This window comes from Neobacillus vireti, from assembly GCF_036962345.1.
GTDB classification, from domain to species: domain Bacteria; phylum Bacillota; class Bacilli; order Bacillales; family Cytobacillaceae; genus Neobacillus; species Neobacillus vireti_A.
Map to the genome: position 1 here is coordinate 242575 of NZ_JBALNB010000007.1, position 16884 is coordinate 259458.

Genomic DNA, 16884 nt, shown 5'->3' on the forward strand with positions numbered 1-16884 from the left:
TGCTCTTAAACTAAATTATGCAGGTTTGTTAAATAAGGAGATTTTAAAAACAACAGCAAAAAAGGGAGATTGTTGGTTAGACAAACTCCCTTTTGTAGTATTTAGTCGTTCTGCTGAAGAAAATCCTCGGTTGAAATTACATTGGCATACATACCGTTAAGTGCACCAACAAACGCATAATGAACCTGTTCAGCAGGCACTTTACTGTCTTTATATGATAAGTCCCTTGTCGCACATGCATCTTCAATAAGTGTAGTTTCAAAGCCTAGCTCCACTGCACCTCTAACTGTAGCATCAATGCACATATGCGTCATCATACCAACAATCACTAGCTTGGTTACTCTTTTTTCTCTTAATTTGCTTTCTAGTTCGGTTTTGAAAAAGCTGTTAGGCGCATGTTTTATGATAATACATTCGTTTCCTAATGGGAAAACACTTTCATTTAGTTTAACCCCCTCTGTATTTGGAAGAAAGAAGCCTAACCCTGGGTCACTTGCGATATGCTGGACATGAAAAATATTGTCTTTGTTATTCTGTCTAAACCATTCAAGAACCTTAGCAGCATTAGCGGCTGCTTTTTCAGGGTTGCTTAATTCCATCTTTCCATTTGGAAAATAGTCATTCTGAATATCAACAATAATTAAAGCTGTACTCATTTGTTACCACCTCATAATATAATTTTGTATAATAAAATGATAAACAATATTTTGAATTTAATCGACGCTTTGCTGAAACACTTTTATATCAAACACTTTCATGGTGAAAGGAATTTATAATGGAACTTGATAACATTGATTTTCAGATTCTTCGGTTACTATCTGAAAATTCACGTATTCAATGGAAAGACTTAGGTGAACAAATTCATATGACGGGACAAGCAGTAGGGAATCGTATAAAAAAACTTGAGGAAAGCGGTATAATTAAAGCATACTCTCTAATAGTAGATGAAATGAAATTAGGTCTGACTTTTACAGCTTTTGTAATTATTTATATGAAAACAGCAAATCATGATTTATTTATTCGTTTTATTAAAGATCGAAATGAGGTAGTCGAAGCTCACCGAATATCTGGGGAAGGATGTTATCATTTAAAAATAAAAGTTAAATCCCAAGAACAATTGAATCTTTTTCTTGATAAACTTCTCAGTCATGGGAACTATAGTTTAAATTTATCCATCCAAAAGATTAAACAACATAATCAGTTGATTCCACATGATTGAAATTTTTGGCCTCTTTTATTTTTGAATACATTTATGAATTAAGAATGCTAACAGCCCTTTTTAACAATATTTTTAAAAGTAGGGGGAGAGGGTAATAGAGGTTATCCAAATTGGTTCTTTTACCATAATGATGAAATGGATTGTTCTTGGTATTGCCATTGTGATCGGATTTATTTTTTTAAAACTATGGCTTCTGCATTCACATAAAAATGAAGCTGGAAAACAATTATTTGATTTGGCATTAAACAGTGTTTTTTTGGGTTTTCTGTTTTGGAAAGGCAGTCAGCTGCTGCTGGAACCTAAATTAATTATTGAAAGTCCATTGTCTTTATTGTATTTTACCGGTGGCACAAAGGGATTAATTTTAGGAGCACTCGGTGCGTTAATTTATTTTTTGTTTAAAGCCAGAAAATTAAAAATAACAAACCTTATGATTCTGCAGTCGACACTTGTTTTTGTCTTTGCAGTTATGAGTGGGTCTTTCTTATTAAATCTTTTCTTAAATGATGATAAGCCGAAAGTGAATACAGCCGGCACAAAAATAGCAGAAATCGGTCTCCAGGAAGGAAATAGAGCACCTGATTTTCAATTAAAGACGTTAGAGGGTGCTGACGTTAAACTGTCTGATTTGCGAGGAAAAAAGGTCATTTTGAATTTTTGGGCAACCTGGTGTCCACCTTGTAAAGCTGAGATACCTCATATGCAGGATTTTTATGTCTCAAGTGACAAAACCAAAGTAGAGATACTCGCCATCAATTTGACCACATCAGAGAAACATCCGAGAAATGTAAAGGAATTCGTAAAAGATAAAAATGTAACTTTTCCTGTTTTACTCGACCAAGATGGAGATATAGGCACCCAATATCAAGCGATAACAATTCCAACAAGTTATCTGATCGATTCCCAGGGGATTGTTCGGAAGAAAATAGTTGGGCCAATGGATAAAGATATGATGAACCAATTAATAGAAAATGTTGATTGAAAAAATGTTTAAAGAAGGTGAAAATCCTTTACTATTTTGTTGCCGGGATTCTCACCTTATTCATAAAAGGGGCTATTCCAAAAGACCTATTTTAAACATTTCCGAGTCATAAATATGTTATTGGCATTTTTATTCTTGCAATGTGCAGTTGGACCTTTTGGGTAGATAATCTTAAGAGTCAGCTACTCGTAATAGAAAACTAACCTCTAGATTTTGAATTCATGAATATCAAACAAAGGAGTAGTTACAGCTACTTCAAATTTTTGCGAATAAAAATTAAACAACGTTTAAATTTTAAACAATATTCAAAAAAATACTTGCAAAGTAGGAAAGGAGCTGATAAATTATAATCAATACAAAATATTCAGATAATTAAAAGGGGTTTAAAATTATAATTGTAAGCTGTTACGGCTTGCAAATTTTAATAAAGCGGTGATTCTATGAAACTTTCTGAAAAGAAAATTCTTCGAAAGAAAGAACAAATTCTTGCTTCTGCAATTGAAATCGTTAATAGAAGAGGCTACAGCGGCGCGACCATGGAGGAAATTGCTGCTGAGCTTTTAATGACCAAAGGGTCTCTCTATTATTATTTCAAAAACAAAAGTGATTTAATGTACCAATGTCACAACTTTGTCCTTTCACAGGCAATAGAGGATTTGGAAGAAATTCTAAATGACGAGGACAGCAGTGCAACAGAAATTCTCAAAAAAATGATTGCTACCCACATGGAGTATGCGATCGAAGAAAAAGAAGTGTTCAACCTAATTATGGAGCCAAAACGTTTTTTTAACGAGGAGCAGCTTGAACTAGTGTTAAAGCTTAGAAAGAAATATGAGGATTTATTCAACCAAATCATCAAAAGAGGGTCTGCTAGTGGAGAATTCCTAGCAGAGGAACCTTCGATTGCAAGGATGATCATACTTGGAGCCATGAACTGGGTGCAACAATGGTATAACCCAAAAGGTCGATTAAAGAAAGAAGAAGTGGTTGATTTATATACAAAATATATTTTAAAAATATTAATTTAAGGAAGAAAGAAGGGGAAACAATGTTAAAAGAGGTGTCTAGTCAAACAAAAAAGCTTCGAACACAACTTATTGAGTTCATGGAGGAGCATATATATCCTTACGAAATGGTATTTGAAGAAGAGTTGAACCGCCAAGAAAACAGGTGGGAAATTCCGCCGATGATTGAAGAATTGAAGGAGAAAGCAAAGGCACAGGGCCTATGGAATTTATTTATACCGGATGAAGAATACGGAAAGGGACTATCAAACTATGAATATGCCCATCTATGCGAAATTATGGGCCGCTCTCTTCTTGCACCGGAGATCTTTAACTGCAATGCCCCTGATACAGGTAATATGGAGGTGCTCATCAAATACGGTACCGAAGCGCAGAAGGAGCAGTGGCTTGAGCCGCTGTTAGAAGGGAAGATTCGTTCCGTTTTCTCGATGACTGAACCGGATGCGGCATCTTCAGACGCAACGAATATTCAAAGCAGCATTGTTCGAGAAGGCGACGAATATGTGATAAATGCTAGAAAGTGGTGGTCAACGGGGGCGTTAGATCCACGATGCAAAATCGCTATCGTAATGGGGAAAAGTGATCCAAATGCCGAACGTCACAAACAGCAGTCTATGATTCTTGTTCCATTTGATACACCTGGAGTGGAAGTGAAAAGAAATCTACCGGTATTTGGCTACGACCATGCACCAAACGGACATGCTGAAGTCCACTACAACAATGTGCGTGTACCAGTTTCCAATATGTTATTAGGCGAAGGAAGAGGGTTTGAAATTGCTCAAGGCCGCTTAGGACCAGGGCGAATTCACCATTGTATGCGTGCAATTGGAGCCGCAGAACGGGCCCTGGATTTAATGATCAAGCGTGCCAATAGCCGGGAGGCGTTTCGTTCGAAGCTAATTGATAAAGATACGATAAGGGAACAAATTGCAGAAAGCCGGATTGACATTGAGCAGGCAAGACTTCTTACCTTACATGCGGCAAACAAGATTGATCAAGAGGGTGCAAAAGCAGCAAGAAAAGAGATTGCCATGATAAAAGTTGCTGTGCCGCGAGTATCCATTCGAGTCATTGATCGTGCCATCGAAGTATATGGCGGAGCAGGTGTCTCCGAGGATTTCCCACTTGCCGCTCATTATGCCAATGCAAGAACACTTAGGATTGTTGATGGACCGGACAAAGTCCATTTAAGAGATATTGCTAGAATGGAAATTAAAGAACAACTATAGGAGGGTTGCACCGAATGAAATCTTGGTTCGTGACAACGTTAGGAGATCCGGAAGAGGCTCTTGAAATAAGGGAAATCAAAAGGCCGGTTCCAGAAAAAGGGGAAGTAGTCGTTCGAGTGAAGGCTTTCGCGCTTAATTTCTTTGATATCTTGCAATGCCAAGGAAAATACCAGGAGAAACCAGCACTTCCGTTTACCCCCGGTGCCGAAGTAGCAGGAGTCGTCGAAGAAGTGGGAGAGGGAGGTTCTCTGTCTGTCGGTCAGCGTGTTCTCGCAGTTCCGCTGCTGCCGCATGGTGGATTTACTGAAGCAGTGGTTGTCAAAGAAGAGGATGTGTTTCCGATCCCGGAGGAGCTTTCGTATCAGGAAGCTGCTGCAATGTTTATTACCTATCATACCGCTTACTATGCGTTACAGACGAAAGCCCAACTCAAGCCTTCTGAGAAACTTCTTGTTCACGCTGGTTCAGGTGGAGTGGGTTCCGCCGCGATTCAAATTGGAAAAGCAATTGGTGCTAAGGTTATTGCGACTGCTGGGTCTGCTGAAAAGCTCGAAATGTGCAGACAGCTGGGAGCCGATGTTGTGATCAATTACCGAGAGGAAGACTTTAGTCAAAAAGTAAAAAAAGAAACAACGGGGCATGGAGCTGATGTAATCTTTGACCCTGTTGGGGGAAATGTGTTTCATTCATCACGCAAATGTATTGCATTTGATGGCAGGCTTCTACTTATTGGGTTTGCGGGAGGAAACATTCCTGAAGCACCGATGAATCATGCCTTAATTAAGAATTACTCACTCGTAGGCGTACACTTTGGATATTTCCGTAGGCTTTTTCCAGAAAAAGTGAAGGCTGCCCATGATGAGTTAATGGAATTATACAAAGCAAAAAAAATTAAGCCGCTTATTTATCATAATTATTCCTTCGAAGAAGTCCCATTTGCCCTAAACCAATTGGGCAGCCGGGAAACATGGGGGAAATTAGTAGTGGGGACGAAAGGGGTAAACAGATGAATGAATTCGTTGAAATAAAGGTTGAACAAGGAATTGGTCATATTGTTCTCAACAGGCCAAGCAAGTTAAATGCCATATCAAGGGAGTTAGTGCAGGAATTACGGGAAGAGCTTCTGAAACTTGAGCACAATCAAGATGTGAAGGTAATCATTCTATCAGGCAGTGGTAAATCCTTCTGTGCTGGTGGAGACATCGATTCCATGAAGAAATTGAAAAATCAAGCTGAGGCAGCCGAGTGGATTGAATATGTTTCAGGACTGACTAGACAGATTCTTGAGCTCAATAAATACGTTATTGCCGCTGTCCATGGCTATGCTGCTGGGGCAGGATTTAGTCTTGCTCTCGCATGCGATTTCATTGTGGCTGAAAAGGGAGCAAAATTCGCTTTGAGTTTTTCGAATATTGGGTTAATTCCTGATCTGGGATTAATTAAGCTTTTATCTGAAAGGGTTTCACCACCTTTGGTAAAAGAATGGATTTCCGCAGGCAGAAAGATTACCGCAGAGGAAGCGATGTCGTATCAAATGATTAATCGCCTTGTTGAAGGGGATGTTGTTAAGGAAGCGGTTACTTTTGCTGATTTCATTGTGAACGGGCCTTCAGTGGCAAACAAGTACGTTAAGTATCTCGTCAATACCGCTCCATCTCTACATCATGAAACAGCACTGATGCAGGAGAATTCGATTCAGGCAATGTTGCTTCAAACGGACGATCACAAAGAAGGGGTTTCGGCCTTTTTGGAGAAAAGAAAAGCTAGTTTTATTGGTTCATAATTAACAAGATGAATTTGGTATGAGAAAGGGAATAGAGTGGGTATTACGGACACAAATTATTTAAAAAAACTGATGGAGAAGAACCATCCTTCATATTTAAAATAGAAAGAAATGGTTAATAGAATGAGAAAAATCCATGTAATAACGCAAAAGGAATTAGTAGATTCCGAAAAAATTCGTAATTGTACGGCGGTAGTCATCGATGTTTTATTGGCCACCTCCACCATTACCTATCTACTCGAAAAGGGCTATGAATCTGTGTACGCAGTCAAAGACGCTCCTTCAGCACTCGAAATAGGGAAGAAGCAGGATGGTCCCTATATGTTAATGGGCGAATGGCAGGGGGAACCGATAGAGAGTTTTCTTTATCCAGACCCCGCGTTAATTGAGACAACATTATCAAAAAAAGTGGCAATCATTTGTTCAACAAATGGAACGATTGCGATTGAATCAGCTAAACGGGCAAAGACATTATATGCGTCCTCACTATTAAACGGGCACCGTGTCGCAGAACAAATTGGGGAACAGGAAGATAGGGCATCGATTGTTCTCATATGTTCCGGAAATACTGGCCGCTTCTCGATGGAAGATTTTATTGGAGCTGGACAAATCGTTGACCACCTTATGAGGATGGAGGCCTGCCAACTTTCCGATGCAGCAAGGTTAGCAAGAGATGCATTCGTTCAAGCTAAGGCCAAACATTATGTTAACCTGCTAGAAAGCGAAACAGCAAATTTGTTAAGAAGAACCGGTTATGAGCATAGCACTCAATGGGTGATTGACCATGTTGAAAAAGTAGATGTGGTGCCTGTTTATAAGAATGGAAAAATTTCTGCTATTGGAAAGGAGTGGTCAGATTGTTTGTTACATACGAACAAATAGGATTTGTCTATAAGCTGACCATTGCAAATCCGCCTTTGAATGTGCTGACTGACCCACTATTAAGTGATTTGGACAAAGTGATTGATGAAATCATTACCAAACCGGATTGCCGTGCGGCCGTGATTACAGGAGCAGGTGAAAAGGCATTTATTGCAGGGGCCGATATTTATCAATTTCTTCATCTTGATGCCAATAAAGGTGCGAGATTAGTAGAAAAAGGAAAACGGATTTTTGATAAGCTGGCGTATGCACCTTTTCCGGTCATTTGTGCAATAAATGGTCTTGCTCTAGGGGGTGGACTTGAACTGGCGCTAGCTTGTGATATTAGAATTGCTGAGCAAAAAGCAAAACTCGGTTTCCCGGAAACTGGGTTGGCGATTCTGCCAGGCTACGGCGGTACACAGCGCTTGACCCAATTAATAGGACCTGGACGGGCAAAGAAAATGATTTTTTCAGGAGCAAGCCTTACTGCGGACGAAGCATACGAATGGGGAATTGTTGAAAGTGTAGTACCAAACGGTAAATCTATCAATGAAGCATTGGCACTCGCTGAACAAATCGGAAATAAAGGCCCGCTGGCCATAGCGAAAGCAAAACAAGCTATAACACAAGGCTTAGACTGTACGCTTGCGGAAGGCCAAAAAATTGAAACACAATGTTTTGCCGATCTTTGTATTACTCAAGACATGCAAGAAGGAGCAACAGCGTTTATTGATAAACGACTACCAACCTATTATGGCAAGTAAGCAGGGGTGAATGAAAAATAATGAAAATAGCTAACCAATCTATTGATTCCGAACATATTAATTGGGGATTGCTCGAAACTTTGATTCGCGAAACGATTCCGGGCATTCCAAATGAAGCACTGAAGGTAAAGAAGTTTTCCGAAGGCTATTCCAATCACACCTACCTACTAACGTTTGAGAAATGGGAGGCAGTGTTAAGAAGGCCGCCATTTGGGGAGATTCCGGCGAAAGCACATGATATCAAACGTGAATATAAGATTCTGTCAAGTCTGCATGGAGTCTATCCCCTTGCCCCAAAACCATACCTATACAGTGACGACCCTGCCATTATGGGGAAACATTTTTACCTTATGGAAAAAAAGCAAGGTGTAGTCATTAACGATGCTCTTCCTGAAACGTATGGATCTTCTGACTTGGTTGGTCCTGCCATTTCAAAAAGTATCATCAATAGCTTAGTTGAGCTTCAAAAAGTAGATTACAAGAAAGCCAACTTAATGGATATCGGGAAACCAGAAGGGTTTTTAGAAAGACAAGTTCATGGCTGGATCAAGCGCTACAGCATTTCCAAGACGCATGATATTGCTGGAGTTGCAGAACTAGAGGCATGGCTGGTAAAGCAAATCCCAAAAACCGTCGATACGACAATTGTTCATAATGACTTTAAACTAAACAACCTCGTTCTAGACCCGGACGATCCTGGGGAGGTAAATGGGGTACTCGATTGGGAAATGGCCACCATTGGAGATCCGATGTCAGATATAGGAGCGGTTCTTGCTTACTGGGGAGAAGCGGGCGATCCAGACATGGGGATTTCGCTGGTGACAAACCAGAAAGGCTTCTTCTCAAGACGGGAAATGGCTGAACTGTATGCAAAGGTAAGCGGCCGAGATATCTCACACATTGACTATTATACGGCATTCGGATTTTACAAGCTTGCCGTCATTTTACAGCAGCTCTATTATCGCTGGAAAAAAGGCGCAGCGGATGACGAACGGTTTGCGAAACTTCATATCCCAATCGCCAATTTATTTAACTTAGCGAATTTAACACGTACAAATAAACTCTTGTAAAAAAAGGATGAGATAAAATTTGAAATAACTCATCACTACAAACCATTTGAGAGAATTGGAGTGAAAGAACATGATTGAAGTTTATTTAGTTGATGGTGCAAGAACCCCGTTTACGAAGTTTGGAGGGTCGTTTGCACAAACTGGTGCTACGGAGCTTGGAAAGACAAGTGCCATAGAGGCGCTGCGCCGCTCAAATGTTGATCCGGTGCAAATAGATCATGTCATCTATGGAAACGTGATTCACACTGAAAAAAACGCTTCCTATATTTCTAGACACATCGGATTATATAGCGGTATTCCTCAGGAGGTGCCAGCACTTACATTGAACCGGCTTTGCGGGTCTGGTCTGCAGGCTGTTGTTTCAGCTGCCCAGCATATTTTAGTCGGCGATGCCAACATCGTCCTTGCAGGTGGGGCGGAAAATATGTCGCAATCTCCTTACTCTAATTTCACGCAGCGTTTCGGCGGGGCAAAAATGGGGAACCTCTCGTTTGAGGATATGCTGTTGGCAACATTAACGGACCAATACACAGGAAATGGGATGGGTCTTACCGCAGAAAAACTGGCTGAAATGTATGAAATTACAAGGGAAGAACAGGATGCATTTGCAGTGGAATCAAACCAAAGGGCTGTGAAAGCAGCTCCTGCCTTCCAAGAAGAGATTGTCGCGGTTGAAGTGAAAACAAGAAAAGGCAGCTTAATTGTCCGTGAAGACGAACATATAAAACCGGATGCAAACATGGAAGCCTTATCCAAGATTAAGCCTTCTTTTAAAAAGGACGGAACGGTAACGGCGGGGAACGCCTCAGGCATTAATGACGGTGCAGTATCACTTGTGGCAGCCGGGAAACAAGCTGTACAAAAAAACAACCTAAAGCCAATTGCGCGTATTGTATCCTGGGCTGTTGCTGGAGTTGATCCATCCATCATGGGCATCGGGCCCGTTCCAGCAATCCAACAGGCCCTTGAAAGAGCAAAGCTCACGCTTGATGACATGGATGTTATTGAAGTGAATGAAGCATTCGCTTCACAATACTTAGCGGTAGAAAAAGCGCTGGGGCTTGACCGCAAAAAAACCAATGTGAATGGCGGGGCGATTGCCTTAGGCCACCCGGTTGGCGCAAGCGGGGCAAGGGTGTTATTGTCTGCTGCTTACGAGTTAAGACGTAAGAATGCACGATTTGCGGTTGTAAGCTTATGTATTGGCGGTGGTCAGGGTATTGCAATGGTGATTGAGAGTGTCTAAACTGCCATAGTTTTTTAACGCTTTTAACCAGTTCTATTTGGTCAGCAGGGCATGGGGGGGAAATACCCTCAAAAACCAGAAAAACGCCCTGCGCATTTTTCCATTAAAAAACAGTGATGTTCCAAATTTTTTTCAGGGGGATATAGTAGATGAAAATCGCAGTATTAGGGTCAGGAATCATGGGGAATGGCATTGCACAGGTGTTTGCGACTAGTGGACATCATGTCACAATCGTAGATATATCAAACGAAGTTCTCAGAAAAGCCGAAAATACAATCGCAAAAAGCCTTACCAAAATCGCGCAAAAGGATGAAAAGATTGTTCCAAGTGAGGTGTTAGCACGCCTGAATTATACTACCGACAAACAGGAGTTACGTGATGCGGATCTTGTTATTGAAGCGATCACTGAAAATATCGAGGTAAAGAAAAAAGTGTTTCGAGAGCTTGATGAGTTGTGTGAGCCAAAAACGATCTTAGCATCGAACACGTCTAGTTTAGGAATAGCCGATATGGCTGCTGTCACAAACCGAAAGGATAGGGTATGCGGCATGCATTTCTTCAACCCTGTGCCACTTATGAAACTAGTAGAAATTACAGCGACCGATGAAACATCGGAAAAAACGATTCAAATAGCGGAAATGCTTGTGAAGCAAATGAACAAAGAAAGCATTCATGTAAAGGACACCCCATTATTTGTGGTCAATCGGCTGCTTGTACCATTTATTTGTGAAGCTATTACATTAGTTGAGGAAGGGACCGCATCCCCAGCGGATATTGATAAAGCCATGCAACTGGGTGCTAACCATCCAATCGGCCCCCTATGGCTGGCTGATATAATAGGACTTGATACAATGCTCCATATACAGGAAGCTCTTTTTGTAAAGACGAATGATTCCAAATACCGGGTGCCAGAATTATTAAGAGAAATGGTAGCCAGAGGTGAAATAGGAAGAAAAAGTGGAAAAGGGTTTTATCAATACTAAAAAAATTGATAGATTTCAAGTTTAGTACACTTTTGGCATAAAACGAAATAACGACATAGAAGAAATAAAAGAAAAAACAAGGGACGATTAGGCTGTTTCATTTAAATATGAAACGGACAAAACGTCCCTTATTTCTGTTGAGAATTCCCAGCTCTACTGCATTTATATAGTTGATTTAAAATGCTTTTTATTTTCGATTGCCAAAAGGGTAAATAGCACTTTTTTATGTTTTTTTCTAGTGAGCCTGACGCTTCTCTTTCCACCAGTTAACCAATCCATAAATAATAAGAAACACCAACCCTATCTCAATAGCATGGTCCGCTACGTTTAGAATTCCACCCGAGCGAGGGATGAAATCTGTCACTTGCCCAAACAAAAGTCGATCAATGCCATTTCCAATTGCTCCTCCGACCAGAAATCCGAAACTACTATCGATAAGTACTCCCTTCATTTCTTCGTTTCTACGAATATAGAAAACAACGATCACAAACAGTACAGCTGCAACCCCAAAGAGCCTTGCATAGCCTGGAAAATAACCACCGGCCATCCCGCTATTTTCGATATGAGTGAGTGATATGCCCCACAATGTAAATGTTTCATTTATATCAATATAGATACGAATTAGATATTTAGAAAGCTGGTCCAGCACAAGTACGAGAATAGCAATTAGATAAAATAGCATATATAGACCTTCTTTCCTACTGATTTATTTGCAGCCTAATTATCAGTATAATGGAAAGATTTTTTCTTATCTATTATATAGCTTTTTTGTAAAAAGTAACCTAATCAATGTACATTAGATGGAATCAAAACTTACCATTTAAGAGAACGGATTGTTGAAGGCAGCTGGCTACAGTAGAGAGGGCTCACACTATTATAGCCAGCCAAGAAACATTAAAAAACAGCGTTTTGGTTTATCCAATAATTTTTCAATTCGGGTAAAATGAACTTTCCTAAAGATTGGTAACACTTTTTTGTTGTGTATTTAGTAAGGAAGATTCCTCTTCATCGTGCTTTAATAGTTCAATAGAGATAAATAGTTCAAACAAGTACATTATTTTCCCCCTCCTATCCATAGATGGACTAAACTCTCTTGATAACTTAAGATGTACGCGCTAACATTTATTGTTAATTATTCAAATATATAACATCATGAGATAATGACATTAAATTATTAATACCATCATTTAAAGTACTAAATCGATCATCTGTAAGATGCCCTTCCATCCATCTGTAATAGATCTGCTGTAAAATAACTGCAATTTTAAAATAGGCGAAAGCTAAGTAAAAAGGAAAATTAGAAAGATCCCTTTTACTTTGCTTAGCATATCGCTCGATAAACTCTTCCCTAGAAATAAATCCGCCTAATGTTGTTACAGAATTTATAGCAGTAAATGGGTCATTTTCATCTTTCCAATAAGCAATTGCAGATGCTAAATCAGTAAGAGGATCCCCAATCGTAGACAATTCCCAGTCAAAGACCCCAACGATTTTTCCAGGATTGGTTGTCGAAAGCATCATATTATTAAGCTTGAAATCATTGTGGACGATGGTTGGGCTTGGTGAATTTGGGATATTTGCCATAATCCACTTTTCGATAGCAGGATAAACTTTAATTTCATCGGTTTTACAATTGTGATATCGTTTTATCCATCCATGTACTTGTCTTTCTAAATAGCCATCTGGTTTCCCCATAACTTGCAATCCAGCTTTTTGATAATCAATTTCGTGAAGCTGAACCAATGTATCAACTGTCGATTCAGAAATGGTTTTTTTAATATTTGGTATCGCACTATATCCAGCAGGGATTGTATCGTCAAGAACTATCCCATTTTTTTTCTCCATTACATAAAAAGGTTTATCCATAATTGCAGGATTGTGCATACAAAAGTATGGTTTTGGAGCAAGCGGGAAAACTGGGTTGATTTTCTCTAGCAATCGATACTCCCTTTCAACATCATGAGCTTTAGGCGGGATTTTCCCAAAAGGAGGCCGTCTCATGACCGATTCCCATTTCCCTACTTTAATAAGAAATGTTAAGTTTGAATATCCTTCTGAAAATTGTTTGACTTCCATTGGCGCTGCATCAAGCTGGATTTGACTCCTTAGATACGTTTCAAACTCCGTCCAGTTAATTTCACTTTCTGATTGAGCCGAAACATTAATTTTTTGTGTTAACATTGTTTAACCTCCTATAAACCTTCACTTTATATAAATAGATGCAAAAACCATGCCAATCATTAAATCTTGGAATATAAACGTTATCTACGTGATTGATATGGAATTTGGATTGTACATCCTAACCTTCAGTTGATTACTTTTCAGACAAAGTCCTATTTAGTGTGTTGTATTATCGAACAGTTTAGGATGTTGAAGAGTTTTTATCTTGACTATTACCCATTTTCAACAGATACTTTAGGAAAATACATATGGATGAAAAAGGAGATGAATGATTTGGAAAACGTTAGAAACCTTATGACCCCAATACAAGAATATTTACAACCAAATCAAACCCTGCATGACGCCATCTTCCTTATGAATAAATATAGGTTGAATACATTACCGGTAGTTGATGCGTCAGAAAAACTCATTGGCGTTTTTACTCGGAGTGTTTTATATCAACAGCTTTTATTAAATAAAGAAATGGAAACATCCATCGGGAAATTTATTAAAAAAGATATCGGTACTATTTCCGAAGACATTTCTGTGGAAGAATTGGAAAAACAGATTGCAGTAAGTGAAGTGGGTACTGGTTTTGTTGTAGATAAAACTGGAAAGCCAATTGGGGTCATAGATAAAGCAGATGCTGTTAAAAGCTATCTTCAGAAGACACAACTGCTTACAGAGCAATTAAAATGGAAAAGCCTGCTTCAAACAGTGATTGAGAACTCATACGATGGCTTTGTCATGGTAAATGAAAAAGGAAATATCACTTTTGTAAGCCCTTCCTTAATAGAACTTTTTGATCTTAACCGAAAAGAAATCGAAGAAGTTCCCATTGACTCTATTTTTCCGCATTTTGAATTAACAAAAGTATTTAAAACAGGTATTGCGGAAATAAGTGATTTTATGGAAATCAAAGGTATCAACTACATTGTTCATCGAATTCCTGTGTACCAGGAAGATAAAATCATCGGTGCTATCGGAAAAATTGTTTATCGTCAGCTTCAAGAGGTTCGTGAGAGATTTAGAAGTTATGAAAGATTGGAAAAACAAAATGATTTTGCAGCCAAGAATGCGGAAGCATCACGATTTACCTTTGATGAAATTCTTTCCAACAATTCTCAAATGGAAAAATTGTTTCGAAGTGGGATGAAAGCGGCTAAAGGGAAAACAACGATTATGATTCGCGGTGAAAGTGGTACAGGAAAAGAACTATTTGCCCACGCGCTTCACAGTGCCAGCAACCGGAAAAATGGCCCGTTCATTACTGTAAACTGTGCGGCGATACCTGAGCATTTATTAGAGTCAGAATTTTTTGGATATGACGAAGGCGCTTTTACAGGTGCAAAACAAAAAGGGAAAGCCGGAAAATTTGAAATGGCGCATGGGGGAACCCTTTTCTTGGATGAAGTTGGAGATATGTCTCTTCAACTTCAGGCAAAGTTACTTCGCGTGTTACAAGAAAGAGAGTTTTACCGTGTTGGTGGGACAAATAGAGTATCCGTCGATGTTAGAATTATTACAGCAACCCATCAAAAATTAGAAGAAATGGTTGAAACAGGAACATTCAGAGAAGATTTATTTTATCGGTTAAATGTCATATCGATTGAGATTCCTCCTCTTCGAAAAAGAAAAGAAGATATTTTAATGTTGAGTCATGCATTTATTAGTGAATTAAATAAACAAAATGGCACAAGTATTATTGGTTGGGATCCATTAGTAGAACAAGCTTTAATGGAATATGATTGGCCAGGTAATATTCGTGAACTCCGCAATGTATTTGAACGAGCAATGGTTTTTGCGGAAAATGGAATGATCTCCTTAGAAGATTTACCTGATTATTTACTAAAGAAAATCGGGATGAGTATATTTTTAGAAGAAGAGAATGAAAATTTTGATAAAACATTGCTAGAAAAGGCCGAAGAGATGGCGATAAAAATAGCTTTAAAGAAATCGGATGGAAACAAAAGTCAAGCATGTAAACTATTAGGCATTAGTCGTTCAGTGCTATATGATAAGCTGAAAAAATACGATGATATAAAAATGCCCTAATATTTGTTCCCCATAAATTCTCTAAAAAAAAGCACATGTGTGTGCTTTTTTTTGTTGGCCACCAATACATACCAATCTAGCACTTGTTTGATTTTCAAACACAAAGATCAATCTTATACTATTTTTCCTACATTTGCTCACCGCTTGTTTCAGAATTTTCCTTTTTCCATTCTCCCTCATTACTAGTCTTGAAAGTGTTATATCAAAGGAAAAGTATTTTTTTTAGAAAAAATGAGATTAAATTAAAAAACTGGCACAGATTTTGCATTATAAGAAGTGACGGCTTAGATATTTTAATTTTGAAAATAGTAATCTGGTATTTATTTTGTTGAAGGAGGAAAAGTATGCGTGAAGTAGTGATAGTGGAAGCGGTTAGAACCCCTGTTGGAAAAAGAAAAGGTGTGCTGGGGAATATACGTCCTGATGATTTGGCAGCTGAAGTGTTAAGAGAATTGGTGAACCGAGCAGGAGTGTCTCCCAATTTAATAGAAGACGTTATTTTAGGTTGTGTCACTCAAGTGGGAGAGCAGGGAGTAAACATCGCTCGTACAGCTGCACTTACTGCTGGTTTCCCAATACATGTTCCTGGGACTACCATCGATCGCCAATGTGGGTCCAGTCAACAGGCTGTCCATTTTGCAGCCCAGGCGATTTTAAGTGGTGATATGGATATCGTGATTGCGGGTGGGGTTGAAAGCATGACACGAGTTCCGATGATGTCAAATTTTACAGGAACTTCATGGAGTGAAAAGCTTACCTCTCAACACGAAATCATTCATCAAGGATTGTCAGCAGAGCGAATTGCCGAAAAATGGGGAATTACCCGCGGACAGGCAGATGAATTTGCATTAGAAAGCCACAGAAGAGCGATAAAAGCCCAAGAAGAAGGTCGGTTTGATCGAGAAATCATGCCAATTGAAGTGACGTTAGAAGACGGGTCAAAGCAAGTGATTACACATGATGAAGGTCCACGTAAAGACTCGACAATTGAAAAGCTTGGAAATTTAAAACCCGCATTTATTGAAAACGGAGTCATTAGTGCAGGAAATGCCAGTCAAATGAGTGACGGGGCTTCTGCAATACTGCTAATGTCAAGAGAAAAGGCGTTAGAATTGGGTCTTCGCCCCCGTTTTAAAGTTTTAGCCCGCACTGTAGTTGGCTCAGATCCAACTTTAATGCTAACGGGTCCGATAGAAGCAACTAGACAAGTACTTAAGAAGGCAAAATTAGAAGTATCCGATATTGATATTTTTGAAGTAAATGAAGCGTTTGCTCCTGTCCCTATGGCTTGGCTAGAAGAGATTAAAGCGGATCCATCTAAGCTGAATCCAAATGGCGGTGCGATTGCTCTCGGCCATCCATTAGGTGCAAGTGGAACAAGAGTGATGATTACCCTTATCCATGAGATGGAGAGAACAGGCAGTAAGTTTGGTCTTCAAACGATTTGCGAAGGAAACGGAATGGCTAATGCAACCATTCTTGAAAGAATGGAGTAACAGAAAGA

The 16884-nt window shown here is 39.3% G+C and carries 16 protein-coding genes; 13 read left to right on the plus strand and 3 right to left on the minus strand.

The annotated features are described in order from the left end of the window. Positions 1-101: 101 nt before the first annotated feature. Positions 102-656: a cysteine hydrolase family protein gene (locus V7108_RS08675; protein ID WP_335567921.1), complete on the minus strand. Its 555-nt coding sequence runs from the start codon at positions 654-656 to the stop codon at positions 102-104. A gap of 119 nt (positions 657-775) precedes the next feature. On the opposite strand from V7108_RS08675, the gene V7108_RS08680 reads away from it, so the two are divergent. From V7108_RS08680 to V7108_RS08730, 11 genes are all read left to right on the plus strand, one after another. Beyond that, a complete protein-coding gene (locus V7108_RS08680; RefSeq protein WP_335567922.1) occupies positions 776-1219 on the plus strand; it encodes an Lrp/AsnC family transcriptional regulator in 444 nt (147 codons plus the stop codon). 127 nt (positions 1220-1346) lie between these two features. Beyond that, positions 1347-2201, plus strand: a complete 855-nt coding sequence (locus tag V7108_RS08685; protein ID WP_335567923.1) for a peroxiredoxin family protein — start codon at positions 1347-1349, stop codon at positions 2199-2201. Between the two features lie 440 nt (positions 2202-2641). Continuing rightward, on the plus strand, positions 2642-3229 hold the full coding sequence (locus V7108_RS08690; protein ID WP_335567924.1) for a TetR/AcrR family transcriptional regulator: 588 nt from the start codon (positions 2642-2644) through the stop codon (positions 3227-3229). A gap of 20 nt (positions 3230-3249) precedes the next feature. Then, positions 3250-4455 (plus strand): acyl-CoA dehydrogenase family protein, encoded by a 1206-nt coding sequence (locus V7108_RS08695; protein ID WP_335567925.1) that lies wholly within the window; start codon positions 3250-3252, stop codon positions 4453-4455. A 14-nt stretch (positions 4456-4469) separates the two neighbouring features. Further along, on the plus strand, positions 4470-5465 hold the full coding sequence (locus V7108_RS08700) for an NADPH:quinone oxidoreductase family protein (RefSeq protein WP_335567926.1): 996 nt from the start codon (positions 4470-4472) through the stop codon (positions 5463-5465). After that, positions 5462-6238 (plus strand): enoyl-CoA hydratase/isomerase family protein, encoded by a 777-nt coding sequence (locus tag V7108_RS08705; protein ID WP_335567927.1) that lies wholly within the window; start codon positions 5462-5464, stop codon positions 6236-6238. Before V7108_RS08700 ends, V7108_RS08705 begins: the two co-directional genes overlap by 4 nt. 123 nt (positions 6239-6361) lie before the next feature. Further along, complete coding sequence (locus tag V7108_RS08710) at positions 6362-7120, plus strand: 2-phosphosulfolactate phosphatase (protein WP_335513788.1); 759 nt, start codon at positions 6362-6364, stop codon at positions 7118-7120. Further along, positions 7087-7866 (plus strand): enoyl-CoA hydratase/isomerase family protein, encoded by a 780-nt coding sequence (locus tag V7108_RS08715; protein ID WP_335513790.1) that lies wholly within the window; start codon positions 7087-7089, stop codon positions 7864-7866. Before V7108_RS08710 ends, V7108_RS08715 begins: the two co-directional genes overlap by 34 nt. A gap of 20 nt (positions 7867-7886) precedes the next feature. After that, positions 7887-8936, plus strand: a complete 1050-nt coding sequence (locus tag V7108_RS08720; RefSeq protein ID WP_335513792.1) for a phosphotransferase family protein — start codon at positions 7887-7889, stop codon at positions 8934-8936. A gap of 70 nt (positions 8937-9006) precedes the next feature. After that, positions 9007-10182 (plus strand): thiolase family protein, encoded by a 1176-nt coding sequence (locus tag V7108_RS08725; protein WP_335567928.1) that lies wholly within the window; start codon positions 9007-9009, stop codon positions 10180-10182. Positions 10183-10331: 149 nt separating this feature from the next. Then, entirely contained in the window at positions 10332-11165 is an 834-nt protein-coding gene (locus V7108_RS08730; protein ID WP_335513795.1) for a 3-hydroxyacyl-CoA dehydrogenase family protein, read from the plus strand. 235 nt (positions 11166-11400) lie between these two features. On the opposite strand, the gene lspA is transcribed toward V7108_RS08730, so the two are convergent. Then, on the minus strand, positions 11401-11847 hold the full coding sequence (gene lspA, locus V7108_RS08735; RefSeq protein ID WP_335567929.1) for a signal peptidase II: 447 nt from the start codon (positions 11845-11847) through the stop codon (positions 11401-11403). Positions 11848-12293: 446 nt separating this feature from the next. After that, a complete protein-coding gene (locus tag V7108_RS08740) occupies positions 12294-13346 on the minus strand; it encodes a phosphotransferase family protein (protein WP_335567930.1) in 1053 nt (350 codons plus the stop codon). Positions 13347-13619: 273 nt separating this feature from the next. Between V7108_RS08740 and V7108_RS08745 the strand changes: the two genes are divergently transcribed. Then, on the plus strand, positions 13620-15380 hold the full coding sequence (locus tag V7108_RS08745; protein ID WP_335567931.1) for a sigma 54-interacting transcriptional regulator: 1761 nt from the start codon (positions 13620-13622) through the stop codon (positions 15378-15380). Positions 15381-15724: 344 nt separating this feature from the next. Continuing rightward, on the plus strand, positions 15725-16876 hold the full coding sequence (locus V7108_RS08750) for a thiolase family protein (RefSeq protein ID WP_335567932.1): 1152 nt from the start codon (positions 15725-15727) through the stop codon (positions 16874-16876). Positions 16877-16884: the final 8 nt, after the last annotated feature.

What these genes read in the sequence shown, in the direction of transcription:
- V7108_RS08675 (WP_335567921.1), bottom strand. Translation starts at nt 656, where the DNA reads ATGAGTACAGCTTTAATTATTGTTGATATTCAGAATGACTATTTTCCA.
- V7108_RS08710 (WP_335513788.1), top strand. Translation starts at nt 6,362, where the DNA reads ATGAGAAAAATCCATGTAATAACGCAAAAGGAATTAGTAGATTCCGAA.
- V7108_RS08705 (WP_335567927.1), top strand. Translation starts at nt 5,462, where the DNA reads ATGAATGAATTCGTTGAAATAAAGGTTGAACAAGGAATTGGTCATATT.
- lspA (WP_335567929.1), bottom strand. Translation starts at nt 11,847, where the DNA reads ATGCTATTTTATCTAATTGCTATTCTCGTACTTGTGCTGGACCAGCTT.
- V7108_RS08725 (WP_335567928.1), top strand. Translation starts at nt 9,007, where the DNA reads ATGATTGAAGTTTATTTAGTTGATGGTGCAAGAACCCCGTTTACGAAG.
- V7108_RS08720 (WP_335513792.1), top strand. Translation starts at nt 7,887, where the DNA reads ATGAAAATAGCTAACCAATCTATTGATTCCGAACATATTAATTGGGGA.
- V7108_RS08685 (WP_335567923.1), top strand. Translation starts at nt 1,347, where the DNA reads ATGATGAAATGGATTGTTCTTGGTATTGCCATTGTGATCGGATTTATT.
- V7108_RS08690 (WP_335567924.1), top strand. Translation starts at nt 2,642, where the DNA reads ATGAAACTTTCTGAAAAGAAAATTCTTCGAAAGAAAGAACAAATTCTT.
- V7108_RS08695 (WP_335567925.1), top strand. Translation starts at nt 3,250, where the DNA reads ATGTTAAAAGAGGTGTCTAGTCAAACAAAAAAGCTTCGAACACAACTT.
- V7108_RS08730 (WP_335513795.1), top strand. Translation starts at nt 10,332, where the DNA reads ATGAAAATCGCAGTATTAGGGTCAGGAATCATGGGGAATGGCATTGCA.
- V7108_RS08740 (WP_335567930.1), bottom strand. Translation starts at nt 13,346, where the DNA reads ATGTTAACACAAAAAATTAATGTTTCGGCTCAATCAGAAAGTGAAATT.
- V7108_RS08750 (WP_335567932.1), top strand. Translation starts at nt 15,725, where the DNA reads ATGCGTGAAGTAGTGATAGTGGAAGCGGTTAGAACCCCTGTTGGAAAA.
- V7108_RS08680 (WP_335567922.1), top strand. Translation starts at nt 776, where the DNA reads ATGGAACTTGATAACATTGATTTTCAGATTCTTCGGTTACTATCTGAA.
- V7108_RS08700 (WP_335567926.1), top strand. Translation starts at nt 4,470, where the DNA reads ATGAAATCTTGGTTCGTGACAACGTTAGGAGATCCGGAAGAGGCTCTT.